The following is a 12,409-nucleotide window of genomic DNA, read 5'->3' on the forward strand; positions in this document are numbered from 1 at the left end:
CTACAGCGAGCGCGCGATCAAAACCTTCATGATCTCGTTGGTGCCGCCATAGATCTTCTGGATGCGGGAATCGATGAACATGCGCGAGATCGGGTATTCCTGCATGTAGCCATAGCCGCCATGCAATTGCAGACATTCGTCGGCAGTCTCGACCTGCTTCTGCGAACACCACCATTTCGCCATCGAGGCTGTCACGGTGTCGAGGTCGCCGGCGACCAGACGTTCGACGCACCAATCGACGAACACGCGGGCGATCATCGCCTCGGTCTTGCGCTCGGCAAGCGTGAACGCGGTGTTCTGGAATTCGATCAGCGGCTTGCCGAACGCGGTGCGCGCCTTGGTGTATTCGGCGGTGATCTCGACCGCGCGCTCCATCGAGGCGACCGCGCCGATCGCGAGCGACAGCCGCTCCTGCGGCAATTGCTGCATCAGTTGGACAAAGCCGTTGCCCTCCTCATTGCCGAGCAGGTTTTCCGGCGGCACCGTGACATTGTCGAAGAACAGCTCCGAGGTGTCTGAGGCGTGCAGGCCGATCTTGTCAAGGTTGCGGCCGCGGCGGTAGCCCTCGGCTCCGGCGGTTTCAACGACGATCAATGAGATTCCCTTGGCGCCCGGCGCTCCGGTGCGCGCCACCACGATGACGAGATCGGCGGCCTGGCCGTTGGTAATAAATGTCTTCTGGCCATTGATGACGTAGGAATTGCCCTGCTTCTTCGCGGTGGTCTTGACGGCCTGCAGGTCGGAGCCGGTGCCGGGCTCGGTCATCGCGATGGCGCCGACCATCTCGCCCGACGCCATCTTCGGCAACCAGCGCTTTTTCTGCTCCTCCGAGCCGTAGTTGACGATGTAGTGCGCGACGATCGCGCTGTGCACGGAGACGCCGGTGGTCAGCTCCGGCACCGAGCTCTCGAGGTCATCGAGCACAGCGGCGTCGTAGGCGAAGCTGGCCCCTAAGCCGCCATAGGCCTCCGGCACGCTCGGCAGCAGCGCGCCCATCTCGCCCAGCGCGCGCCAAGCGAAGCGGTCGACCAGCTTCTGCTCGCGCCATTTCTCGGCGTGTGGCAAAAGATCCTTGGCGAGGAATTTGCGGAACTGGTCACGGAAGGTGTCCAGCTCCTCGGTCATCCAGGACGATCGGTAGTGCATTCTGCCCTCGCTCCGCATTCTTTTTTGACGCGTTTTCTTGACGCGAACCGGTGCCCACTTCGCTTGAAAACGCTCTGATCAAATCAAGAGACCGCCGCCGGCGACGATCACCTGACCACTGATGTAGTTCGATTCCGGTGCGCAGAACAGATAGACCGCATCCGCCGCCTCTTCCGGCGTGCCGCCACGGCCGAGTGGGATCATGCGGCCCATCGCCTCCAGCATCTGCGGCTGCACGCCGACCTTGATGTCGCGGCCGGCGACGTCGATGGTCTTCTGCTGGCTCTCGATCGGCTGGGTCAGGCGGGTGTTGATCAGGCCGAACGCCACGCAATTGACGTTGACCTTGTAGCGGCCCCACTCCTTGCACATCGTGCGCGTCAGCCCGATCAGCGATGCCTTGGCCGAGGAATAGCTCGCCTGCCCGGCGTTGCCATAGAGGCCAGCGATCGAGGAGATGTTGACGACCTTGCGGAACACCTCGCGACCCGCCTCGGCCTCCTTCTTCGCCATCACCCGGATCGGCTCGGATGCCGCGCGCAGAATCCGGAACGGGGCGACGAGATGGACGTCGAGCATAGCCTGGAACTGCTCGTCCGACATCTTCTGGATCGTCGAGTCCCAGGTGTAGCCGGCGTTGTTGACGATGATGTCGAGGCCGCCGAATGTTTCGATGGCGCTGCCGACGAAACGATCGGCAAAGCCGGATTCGGTCACGCTGCCATTGACCGCGATCGCCTCGCCACCCGTGGCCTTGATCTCGGCGACGACGGCATTGCCCGGCTCGGCATCGAGGTCGTTGACCACGACCTTCGCGCCCTCGCTCGCGAGCTTCAGCGCAATCGCGCGCCCGATGCCGCGGCCCGAGCCGGAGACGAGCGCGACTTTGCCTTGCAGTTTCGACATGATCTCTCCTAAAGCGCGATAATGGCTTCGCCGGCGAGCTTGACCTCGCCGTTCTGATCCTTTGTCGTCAGCGCGAGTCTTGCTCGTCTCTCACCGCCCTGCTCGATCAGCTCGGTCACCGTGCCTTCGCAGGTCAACGCGGCGCCGAGCTGGGTGATCGCGGCAAAGCGGGTCGAGAACGAGCGGATGCACGACGGGTTGACTGCGTCCGTCAGCGCCTGGCCGAGATAGCCCATGACCAGCATACCGTGCGCGAACACGTCGGGAAAACCGGCCGCTGTCGCAAAGTCGATATCCACATGGATAGGGTTATGGTCGCCCGAGGCGCCGCAGTAAAGCGCGAGGCGATGGCGGGTGATTGGCGGGAATTCCTTGTGGACGATGCGGTCGCCGACCGCGGGAACGCTGCTGCTCATGACGGCCTCGCATTGCGCACAACGATGGTACGCGAGGTATCGGCGACGTGGATGCCGGCCTGGTTGGTGACCACGGTCTCGACCACGATCAGCGTCATCGCCCCGCCCTTCTTCTCGGTCACGCTGGTGACGCGCGGCCGGAATGTCAGAGTGTCCCCGATCACCACGGGGGCGTGATAGTCGAAGCGCTGCTCGCCATGCAGCACGCGGGCGAGATCGATGCCGAGCGCGGTCAGGAACTCGAACGGCTCGGCTGCGTCCATCATCTCCAGACAAAACAGATAGGTCAGCGGCACCGGCGCCGCCGTCTCGTTGCGGTAGACCGGATTGCTCTCGCCGAGCGTGTCGAGGAAGAAGCGCAGGCGCCCCGGCTCGACGCGCGCGGTCACGGGCGTAAACGTACGCCCGACGGCGGATTGATCGACCATGGGCTGCCTCAGGCGCGTTCGTAGAGCGTCACGACGCAGGCGCCGCCGAGGCCGAGATTGTGCTGCAGCCCGAGCCGCGCGCCCTGCACTTGCGTCGCAGCAGCCGTGCCGCGCAGCTGCCGCGTCAGCTCGTAGCACTGCGCGAGACCGGTGGCGCCGAGCGGATGGCCCTTCGACAGCAACCCGCCGGACGGATTGGTGACGATCCTGCCGCCATAAGAGTTGTCGCCGTCATCGATGAATTTCGCGGCCTCGCCCTCTCCGCACAAGCCGAGCCCTTCATAGGTGATCAGCTCGTTATGGGCGAAGCAGTCGTGCAGTTCGACGACGTCGAGATCATCAGGCCCGATGCTGGCCGCCTCATAGACCTTGCTCGCGGCATCGCGCGCCATGTCGTAGCCGACCACCTGCATCATGTCCGATGCACCGAAGGTCGAAGGCGTGTCGGTCGTCATCGCCTGCGCCGCAATGCGAACGCTCTTGTTGAGGCCGTGCTGGTCGGCGAACTTCTCCGAGACCAGGATCGCGGCAGCGCCGCCGCAGGTCGGCGGGCACGCCATCAGCCGCGTCATCACACCGGGCCAGATCACCTGGTCGTTCATCACGTCGTCGGCGGTGACTTCCTTGCGGAACAGCGCCAGCGGATTGTTCTTGGCGTGGCGGCTCGCCTTGGCCCGCACTTTGGCGAACGCCGACAGCGGCGTGCCGTATTTCTTCATGTGGCTGAGGCCGGCGCCGCCGAAATAGCGCAGCGCCAGCGGCACGCCGGGCGCATCGACCAGCTTGTCGGCGGCGGCGTCGAAATCGTCGAACGCGCTGGGGCGATCGGTGAACACGGCCCCGAGCGCGCCGGGCTTCATCTGCTCGAAGCCGAGCGCCATCACGCAATCGGCGGCGCCTGACTCGATCGCCTGCCGCGCCAGGAACAGCGCGGTCGAACCGGTCGAGCAGTTGTTGTTGACGTTGACGATCGGGATGCCGGTCATGCCGACTGGATAGAGCGCGCGCTGGCCGCAAGTGGAGTCGCCATAGACATAGCCGACATAGGCCTGCTGCACACGGCCGTAATCGAGCCCAGCGTCGGCGAGCGCGAGCTTCGCAGCCTCGGCGCCCATCACGTGATACGGCGCATTGGCGCCGGGCTTGACGAACGGGATCATGCCGACCCCGGCAACATAGGTGTGTGACGTCATCGCGTGTCCTCCCGGAAATTACCCACTGGACTATTTGTTACCCATGGGTAATATAGGGGCCACCTTCCGGAGTCAATGCGACAACAGCCACGCGATGGACGCCCGCTTCCCCCCTTCCAACACCGAGTCGCCCTGGCTGCCGTTCGAGAGCCGGCGCCGCGCCCGCGACGAGAAGCGCGAAGCCGTGCTGCGCGCCGCCGTGCAGCTGTTCCTCGAACAGGGCTATCACCGCGCCACACTGAACGATGTCGCCAAGCGGCTGAACATCACCAAGCCCGCGCTCTACAATTACTTCCGTGGCAAGGACGAGATCCTGTTCGAGTGCTGGTCGATCGGCCATGAGCTGGTCGACGACTGCATTGCCGAGACCTCGGCCGGCAGCGGCAGCGGCCTCGACAAGCTGCGCAAGCTCACCACCCGCTACGCCGAGCTGATGACAACGGACTACGGCAAGAGCCTGGTCCGCTTCGATCTCCGCGATCTCAGCGAGCATAACCGCAAGATCGTGCAGACCGCGAAGCGGCGGATCGACCGTGCCTTCCGCGACTATATCGCTGCCGGCATTGCGGACGGTTCGGTGAAACCCTGCGATCCGAAGCTCGCGGCGTTCGCCGTCGCCGGCTCGCTGAACTGGATCGGACACTGGTTCCAGCCCGGCGGTGAGCTGACCGGACACGCCGTCGCCGAGGAATTCGCGATCCGCCTCACCGAAGGCATTGCCGAAACAACAACGCAAATGACATCAACGCGCGAAACAACAACGCGCAAAGCAGCCGTTCCGGCTGCAGAGAAGGCGGACAAACCGCCTCGCAAGGGAAACGTGGGAAACGCATCAAGGGAGGACAGGAGTGAACATCACACACGGGCTGCGGCGGGCGCTGCAGGTCAATCGAAACGGGCTCGCGGTCGTCTGCGGTGAACGGCAGCGCAACTGGCGCGAGGTCGGCACCCGCGTCGCCCGCCTCGCCTCAGCGATCCGCTCGCTTGGCGCCGGCAACGGCGACCGCGTCGCGATCCTGTCGCTGAACTCCGACCGCTATCTCGAACTGTATCTGGCGGTCGGCTGGGCCGGCACCGTGATCGTGCCGCTCAACATCCGCTGGTCTCCGATTGAGAACGAAGATGCGCTGCGCGACTGCCGCGCAACGATCCTGTTCGTCGATAAGGCGTTCGCGCCGGTCGGCACGACGCTGGCGAACGCCATCCCCGGCCTCAAGCTGATCTATGCCGACGAAGGCGAGACGCCCGCCGGCATGGAGAATTACGAGACGCTGATCGCGCGCAGCGAACCCGTTCCGGACGCGATGCGCACGCGCGACGACCTCGCCGGCATTTTCTACACCGGCGGCACCACCGGCCGCTCCAAGGGCGTGATGCTGAGCCACGGCAATCTGATGGCCAATGCGCTGAACGCGCTCGGCGAAGGCCTGTGGCCGAGCAGCACGATCTACCTGCACGCGGCGCCGATGTTCCACCTCGCCAATGGCGCGGCGATGTATTCGGTGCTGCTGTCCGGCGGCTCCAACGTCGTGATCCAGGGCTTCACGCCCGACGGCGTCGCGGCCGCCGTGCAGAAGGAGCGCATCACCGACGTGCTTCTGGTGCCGACCATGATCCAGATGTTCGTCGATCACCCGACGCTCGGCACCTACGACCTGTCGTCCTTGAAGCGAATCGCCTACGGCGCCTCCGTGATCAGCGACGCCGTGCTGATGCGCGCCATGAAGGCGCTGCCGCATGTCGAGTTCACCCAGGCCTACGGCATGACCGAACTGTCGCCGATCGCGACGCTGCTGCACTGGAAGGAGCATATCGGCGACGGCCGCGCCAAGGGCCGGCACCGCGGCGCCGGCCGCGCCACGCTCGGCGCCGAAGTGAAGATCGTCGATGCGGAAGACAAGGTCGTGCCGACGGGCACCGTCGGCGAGATCGCCGTGCGCGGCGATATGGTGATGATGGGCTATTGGGAGCGGCCCGAGGAGACCGCGCGCGCCGTGATCGACGGCTGGATGCATACCGGCGACGGCGGCTACATGGACGAGGACGGCTTCGTCTACGTCGTCGACCGCGTCAAGGACATGATCATCTCCGGCGGCGAGAACGTCTATTCGGCCGAGGTCGAGAACGCACTGGCCCAGCACCCGGCGGTGGCGCAATGCGCCGTGATCGGCATCCCGAGCGAGCGCTGGGGCGAGCGGGTCCACGCCGTCGTGGTGATGAAGAGCGGCGCCAGCGCCACGCCGGAAGAGCTGATGGAGCACTGCAAGGCGCTGATCGCCGGCTACAAATGCCCGCGCAGCGTCGACATCACGGCAACTCCGCTACCGCTCTCCGGCGCCGGCAAGATCCTGAAGCGCGAGCTGCGCAAGCCGTATTGGGAGAACCGGGAGCGGCGCGTGAGCTAAGGCGCGAGGCGCGATCTCTCGATCCAGTCATTCCGGGGCATGCGAAGCATGAACCTCAGATGCGCAATGGCGCATCGGGGAATCTCGAGATTCTCAGGCGCGAATTGCGCACCATAGTTCGATGCTGACGCATCGCCCCGGAATGACGGAGGCTCATGACGCCATTCAGCCGCAACCGTTGACACCGCGGCATGCGGTCGATTGGATCGGCTTAGATTCAATCCAGCGAGTTCCGATGTCCGCACCTGATACCAATGCCGACGGCAAGCCCCGCCGCCTGATGCACCGCCGCTCCGTCGAATGTCTCGGTTATCTCCGTGACGACGGGCTGTGGGAAGTCGAGGCGCGGCTGGTCGACACCAAGCCTTATGCGCGGCAGGACAGGCATCGCGGCCTGCAGCAGCCCGACGATCCCGTGCACGACATCAGGCTGCGGCTCGCGGTCGACGACAGTTTTACGATCCGCGAGACCGGGACCACGATGGCCTCGACGCCCTACCCGTCCTGCCTCGACGTCGAAGGCATTCTGCAGCGCCTGGTCGGCGAACGCATCGGCAAGGGCTGGCGCGAGCTGGTCCGCCGCAAGATCGGCAGACTGGAGACGTGCACCCATCTCGCCGAGCTGCTGGGCCCGGCGGTGACGACCCTGTTCCAGACCGCGACCTCCGGCAAGGATCCGCAGGGCCGCGGCGCGCTCGATCACCAGCAGGGCGCCACCGAGCCACCGTTCTTCGTCGGCGGCTGCTATTCCTGGCGGCTGGATGGTCCCGTCGTGGCCGAGACTTTTCCGCAGTTCGCGAAAAAACCTGTCGAGGTGAAGCAGAGTTCGTAGGGTGGGTTAGCGAAGCGTAACCCACCAACTAAGCCAAAGGACGGCGGGTTACGCCTTCGGCTAAGCCACCCTACGAGTGCCGCCCGCGTGATACTCTGCAAAAGGACGATCGGGGGTCAACGTGGAGAAGTACGGCGCCGGGTCGATTGTCGTCTCCGACTATGACCCCAACTGGCCCGCATTGTTCGCGCAGGAGCGCACGCGGATCGAGCAGGCTCTCGGCGCGTTCGCATTGACCATCGAGCATGTCGGCAGCACAGCCGTTCCAGGTCTTCCATCGAAGCCCATCATCGACCTGCTGGTCGGCGTACCCAGCCTGGAAGAGGCCGCGCAACGATGCATCGAGCCTCTTGAAGCGCTCGGCTATGTCTACATGCCGGAATATGCGTCCTGGATCCCCGGCGAGCTGTTCTTCCGCAAGGGGCCGCCGGGTCCGTGGACCCACCATCTGCATATGATGGAGCCGTCCCATCCGCGTTGGGAGGCACGCCTGGTTTTTCGCGACTATCTGCGCGCGCATGGCGAGGCGGCCCGCGCCTACGCCGAGATCAAGCGAGCCCTCGCCGCCTCCTCACAAGACGACATCGAAGCCTATCGAACCGGCAAAGATGCTTTCGTCGAGGAGACCACAGCCAAGGCGCGTGCGTGGCACGCAGCGGCACGAGACCAATAGCACCGGCGGACCGCGGCAAGCCTGCAGGTCACCGAAGAGGAACTTCGCAATTGGCTGCTGCGCCAATCAGCCCTGCATCGCTATGGGTTGATCCGTCCTGCGCGCTAACGTAGTTCGTCCGGCATGAACAAACATGCGGCCGGCCCCAAGACGGCAGCCCTCCCTGATAAGAAAGCCATTCTGCTCGGGGTCGCATGCGGCCTCGGCGCGGCGCTTTGCTGGGCTCTTGGCTTCGTGGCGACCCGGCATGGCCTGAAAGTCGGGTTCACGCCTGTGGACCTCTTGATGCATCGCTTCCTGTGGTCGGGCATCGTGTTCATCCCGCTCGTTGTGCGCGCCGGCCTGAAGGACCTCTGCGGCATCGGATGGGGCCGCGGCATGGCGCTGATGATGCTGGGCGGCCCGGTGATGTCGCTCATCAGCTATGCCGGCTTCGTGTTGGTGCCTCTTGGGCATGGCAGCGTGATCCAACCTTCCTGCGCGACGCTGGGCGGACTGTTTCTCGCCGTCGTCCTGCTGAAGGAACAGATCTCACCCTCCCGGGTCGCCGGCGCCGTCGTCATCGTGATCGGGCTTGCCGTGATCGGCAGCGAGTCGATCGGTCATATGGGATTGAGCGCCGTGATGGGCGATTTGATCTTCGTGACGACCGGATTGATGTTTGCAGGCTTCGCCACGCTGGTACGCTACTGGCGGGTGTCTGCGTTTTCGGTGGCGACCGTCATCAGCGTGCTGTCGCTCTCGCTGTTTCCGCTGTATGCCGCCTCGGGCGGGCTGGCGCGCGATGCGGCCATCGGCTTGAACGAGAATGCGCTGCAAGCCGTCGCCAGGGCATCCTGGCCGGGCCCGCAGCCATGTATTTGTTCGCGCTGTCGATCCAGCGGCTCGGCGTTGCCCGCGCGGCTGTATTTCCTGCGACCGTGCCGGTGCTCACCTTGCTGCTGGGATGGCTGCTGATCGGCGAGCCGCCGACCACTCTGCAGGCAGCCGGATTGGTCACGGTATTGGCCGGATTCTATCTCGCGCAACGTCAGAGCTAGTCTAGACGGTCTCCGGACCCGCCGACGGCCTTCGCCCAGCGGGCGCCGGCCGCGCGCCGCGTCAGGAAATCCGCAGCCCGGTGAGCGCAAGGCTCAACGCCTTTAGCCGCTTGCGCGCCTCGGCGTCATAGGCTTGCGCATGGGCACGGGCCTCGCGCTTGCCGTCGAAGAACAGCCCGCTTCTGCCGGCGACGTCGTCATCCTGAACCAGACGCAGGATGGCGTCGCCGCCTTGCTCGACGGTCGAGATCGGCGTCGCGCCGCTGGCGCGCACCATCGTGGTGTTCATGTAGGTCGCCGGGTGCAGCGAATTGACGGTCACGCCGGTGCCCTCGAGCTCGGCGGCGAGATCGATGGTGAACATGATCTGCGACAGCTTGCTCTGCGCATAGGCGCGGCCGCCGCTGTAGTTCTTGGTGATCATCACGTCGGCGAAGTCGATCGGGTGCTGGCCGAGCGAGGCGACATTGACGATGCGCGCCGGCGCACTCTCCTTCAAGCGCGGCAGCAGCAGATGTGCGAGCAGGAAGCCGGCGAGATAGTTCACCGCGAAGCGCAGCTCGTGGCCGTCCTTGCTGGTCTGCCGTGCCGGCCCGTCGTTCTGCGAGCCGATGCCGGCATTGCTGACCAGAACATCGAGGCGCTCCTGGTCGTCGAGCACCAGCTGGGCGAACTCGCGGACCTCGGCGAGCGAGGACAGATCGGCCTGATAGAACATCGGCTCGCGGCCGGAGACCCGCTTGATCTCGTCGGCGAGGGTCTGCGCCCGCTTGGTATCGCGGCCATGGATCAGGACCCGGGCGCCGGCAGATGCCAGCTTCATCGCAACGTAGCGGCCGACGCCATCGGTGGAACCGGTGATCAGCACCGTCTTGCCTGACATATTCATGGAAATCGCCCTTCGGTCGTTCTCCCAGCGCTGCCAGCAAAGATAAATGCGCCGCTTGGACTTTGCCATGGCAGGCCGCGGCGCGATCACCCAAAAACGGTGCCGAAATCGCCCGCCTATGGCCCTCGTCCGTGGTCCCAGGTGTACAGTCTGTCGCGCGGCCTGCGGTCGCGCGGCGCCGCGCCGCGCCTCAACGTGAATACGTTCTGATATCGTCGGGATGAACAACAAGGCCAGGATCGGCAAGAGCCGGCAAGAATCGGAATGTCCTCGACCATTCCAGACAGGTTCTCGCGGAAGGCTCCCTCGCTGGAGCCGTTCGGCATGCTCCTGCTATTCGCGGTGCTGACCGCGCTGCCGATCATCCTGACCGTTCGTCTGGTTGAGCCCGCACTCGTGCTGCCCGCGCTCAGCCTGGTGTTGTTCGCGGAGGCAGCCATTGCCGCGTTTGCTGCGCGCGTGATCCACATGCGTGCAAACGTGGCGAACCTCACGCTGTGGGATTTTGCCGGCGCATTCACCTTCATGGGGTGCGCGGCGGCGATCCTCGGCGAGCCGGATCAGGCGGCGCTGTTCTTCGAGGAGCAGACCGCGCTGCGTCCGGTGTAGAGCATGATCCGGAAAAGTGCGAAGCGGTTTTCCAAAAAGATCATGCTCAAATAAGAACAAAGCACGATGAATCCAATCTGATTTCATCGCGCTTTGACCGTAAATCCCAGGCCGGGCCCCTCTGGCAGCCACAAGCTGCGATGTCGGACTGGAACTCAGTTGGAGTGGCCCTGCTTCGACCCGCGACGCGCACACGCGCCGCGGCGGATTTGCCGTCTACACGACGGCAACATCCTGCGTCGTCGAACGGTCCACTCCCCGACCTCAAGGGGAGCGTTGCTCATGTCCGAACTGTTTTCACTCGACGCCCTCAGCGCCTTGCTGCAAGTCGTCGTCATCGACCTCGTGCTGGCCGGCGACAACGCCGTCGTGATCGGCCTTGCCGCGGCAGGCCTGCCGGCGAAGCAACGCGGCAAGGCGATTCTGATCGGCATCGCTGCTGCAACATTGCTGCGCATCCTGTTCGCCCTGCTCACCACGCAACTGATGCAGATCGTCGGCCTGCTGCTCGCCGGCGGCATCCTGCTGCTATGGGTGTGCTGGAAGATGTGGCGCGAGCTACGCGCCACCGCACAGGAGACGACGGCCGAGCATGCCGCCGATGGCGCGGAAGGCCAGCGCAAGACGCTGTGGCAGGCCACGACGCAGATCATCATCGCCGACGTCTCGATGTCGCTCGACAATGTGCTGGCGGTTGCGGGCGCGGCGCGCGAGCAGCCGATCGTGCTGGTGTTCGGCCTCGCGCTCTCGATCGCGATGATGGGCGCGGCCGCCACCTTCATCGCAAAACTGCTGCAGAACCACCGCTGGATCGCCTATGTCGGCCTCGCCGTGATCCTCTACGTCGCGGCCGACATGACCATCCGCGGCGCATCCGAGATCGCGAAGGTCGCGCCGGCTTGACGGCGGGCTCGTTGCACCTCTCCCGCTTGCGGGGGAGGTCGGAACGCATCGTCAGATGCGTTCCGGGTGGGGCTCTCTCCACGATATGACTCGTGGAGAGAGCCCCCACCCCAGCCCTCCCCCGCAAGCGGGAGAGGGAGCGCAGTTCTGTCGCGGCGGCCGATCGATCTCATCCAGCGTCAGTGGATTTCCGCCGAACGCTTCAGCGCTTCCTTCAACTTCTCGAGCGTGAAATCCTTACTGCGCGCGATGTCGAGGATCGGGGTCTCGCGGCGGCCGCAGAGTTCGGCGGCTTCCGGCAGCTTCGCCGCGATGTCGTAGGGGATCACGATCGCGCCGTGGCTGTCGGCGTGGATCAGGTCGTCGGAGCGCACCGTCATGCCGGCGACACGGACCTCGCCGCCAAAGCTTTCGGCATGCACCCAGGCGTGCGACGGGCCGATCGATCCGGCCAGCGCCTGGAAGCCGGGCGCCCATTGCGGAATGTCGCGGATCGAGCCGTCGGTGATGACGCCGAGGCAGCCGAGCGCCTTGTGCACGGCGCTCTGCACCTCGCCCCAGAACGCGCCGTAGCCGACGTCGGGACCGTCGATGTCCTGGATCACAGAGATGCGCGGACCGAAGCCGGTCCCGACATATTCGTAATATTCGATGCGGCGCTTCGACTGCTCCTCGGCCGAGAGGCCGGATTTCAGCACCGAGCGGATCGCGACCGTGCGCGCGTAGCCGACGATCGGCGGTAAGGTCGGGAACGGGCAGACCAGCGGCTTCACGGTGTAGCCGATCAGACGACGCTCCGGCGCGACGATCTCCATCGCGTTGCAGATCGTCGGCGTGTCATAGCGCGCCAACGCCTCGAGGACGGAAGCAGGCAGCGGTGCGGAAGCGGATGTCGTCACGGCGTTTCTCTCCTGATTTTTGGCGTTCGCTGGGCCGTCTCAGCCTATAGCCGAGATCGCAGGCGAACCC

At 65.0% G+C, this 12,409-nt stretch carries 14 protein-coding genes and 1 pseudogene; 8 read left to right on the top strand and 7 right to left on the bottom strand.

Features of this window, described 5'->3' with window-relative positions:
• The 5 genes from HAP47_RS25750 to HAP47_RS25770 all read right to left on the bottom strand — a co-directional run bounded on the left by HAP47_RS25750 (position 1) and on the right by HAP47_RS25770 (position 4,089).
• Positions 1-1,146 carry an acyl-CoA dehydrogenase family protein gene (locus HAP47_RS25750; RefSeq protein WP_173642198.1) on the bottom strand — a complete coding sequence of 382 codons (1,146 nt, stop codon included), beginning with the start codon at positions 1,144-1,146 and terminating at the stop codon, positions 1-3.
• A gap of 78 nt (positions 1,147-1,224) precedes the next feature.
• Positions 1,225-2,052 (bottom strand): SDR family NAD(P)-dependent oxidoreductase, encoded by an 828-nt coding sequence (locus HAP47_RS25755; RefSeq protein WP_173642197.1) that lies wholly within the window; start codon positions 2,050-2,052, stop codon positions 1,225-1,227.
• A gap of 8 nt (positions 2,053-2,060) precedes the next feature.
• Positions 2,061-2,468 carry a MaoC family dehydratase gene (locus HAP47_RS25760; protein ID WP_173642196.1) on the bottom strand — a complete coding sequence of 136 codons (408 nt, stop codon included), beginning with the start codon at positions 2,466-2,468 and terminating at the stop codon, positions 2,061-2,063.
• The gene (locus tag HAP47_RS25765; RefSeq protein ID WP_173642195.1) at positions 2,465-2,896 is read right to left on the bottom strand and encodes a MaoC family dehydratase N-terminal domain-containing protein; all 432 of its coding nucleotides are present in this window, start codon (positions 2,894-2,896) and stop codon (positions 2,465-2,467) included. Before HAP47_RS25765 ends, HAP47_RS25760 begins: the two co-directional genes overlap by 4 nt.
• 8 nt (positions 2,897-2,904) lie before the next feature.
• Positions 2,905-4,089 (bottom strand): lipid-transfer protein, encoded by a 1,185-nt coding sequence (locus HAP47_RS25770; RefSeq protein ID WP_173642194.1) that lies wholly within the window; start codon positions 4,087-4,089, stop codon positions 2,905-2,907.
• Between the two features lie 94 nt (positions 4,090-4,183).
• Between HAP47_RS25770 and HAP47_RS25775 the strand changes: the two genes are divergently transcribed.
• The 6 genes and pseudogenes from HAP47_RS25775 to HAP47_RS25800 all read left to right on the top strand — a co-directional run bounded on the left by HAP47_RS25775 (position 4,184) and on the right by HAP47_RS25800 (position 9,039).
• Positions 4,184-5,008, top strand: a complete 825-nt coding sequence (locus HAP47_RS25775) for a TetR/AcrR family transcriptional regulator (RefSeq protein WP_173642193.1) — start codon at positions 4,184-4,186, stop codon at positions 5,006-5,008.
• A complete protein-coding gene (locus HAP47_RS25780; protein WP_173642192.1) occupies positions 4,938-6,494 on the top strand; it encodes an acyl-CoA synthetase in 1,557 nt (518 codons plus the stop codon). Before HAP47_RS25775 ends, HAP47_RS25780 begins: the two co-directional genes overlap by 71 nt.
• Before the next feature lie 235 nt (positions 6,495-6,729).
• Positions 6,730-7,326, top strand: coding sequence for a DUF2889 domain-containing protein (locus tag HAP47_RS25785; RefSeq protein ID WP_173642191.1), 597 nt, complete (start codon positions 6,730-6,732; stop codon positions 7,324-7,326).
• Positions 7,327-7,447: 121 nt separating this feature from the next.
• Positions 7,448-7,999, top strand: a complete 552-nt coding sequence (locus HAP47_RS25790; protein WP_173642190.1) for a GrpB family protein — start codon at positions 7,448-7,450, stop codon at positions 7,997-7,999.
• Between the two features lie 123 nt (positions 8,000-8,122).
• Positions 8,123-8,524, top strand: a pseudogene (locus HAP47_RS25795) (EamA family transporter); the annotation flags it as partial.
• A 329-nt stretch (positions 8,525-8,853) separates the two neighbouring features.
• The gene (locus HAP47_RS25800; protein ID WP_231168372.1) at positions 8,854-9,039 is read left to right on the top strand and encodes an EamA family transporter; all 186 of its coding nucleotides are present in this window, start codon (positions 8,854-8,856) and stop codon (positions 9,037-9,039) included.
• 61 nt (positions 9,040-9,100) lie between these two features.
• Here HAP47_RS25800 and HAP47_RS25805 read toward each other — a convergent pair whose 3' ends face one another.
• On the bottom strand, positions 9,101-9,928 hold the full coding sequence (locus HAP47_RS25805) for an SDR family NAD(P)-dependent oxidoreductase (protein WP_173642189.1): 828 nt from the start codon (positions 9,926-9,928) through the stop codon (positions 9,101-9,103).
• 264 nt (positions 9,929-10,192) lie between these two features.
• Here HAP47_RS25805 and HAP47_RS25810 point away from each other — a divergent pair, with 264 nt between their 5' ends.
• Both HAP47_RS25810 and HAP47_RS25815 read left to right on the top strand, forming a co-directional pair.
• Positions 10,193-10,537: a hypothetical protein gene (locus HAP47_RS25810; RefSeq protein ID WP_173642188.1), complete on the top strand. Its 345-nt coding sequence runs from the start codon at positions 10,193-10,195 to the stop codon at positions 10,535-10,537.
• A 282-nt stretch (positions 10,538-10,819) separates the two neighbouring features.
• A complete protein-coding gene (locus HAP47_RS25815) occupies positions 10,820-11,440 on the top strand; it encodes a TerC family protein (protein ID WP_173642187.1) in 621 nt (206 codons plus the stop codon).
• Positions 11,441-11,619: 179 nt separating this feature from the next.
• On the opposite strand, the gene HAP47_RS25820 is transcribed toward HAP47_RS25815, so the two are convergent.
• On the bottom strand, positions 11,620-12,339 hold the full coding sequence (locus tag HAP47_RS25820) for an RraA family protein (RefSeq protein WP_173642186.1): 720 nt from the start codon (positions 12,337-12,339) through the stop codon (positions 11,620-11,622).
• Positions 12,340-12,409: the final 70 nt, after the last annotated feature.

This window comes from Bradyrhizobium sp. 41S5, from assembly GCF_011516665.3.
In the GTDB taxonomy this organism is placed as follows: Bacteria; Pseudomonadota; Alphaproteobacteria; order Rhizobiales; family Xanthobacteraceae; genus Bradyrhizobium; species Bradyrhizobium quebecense.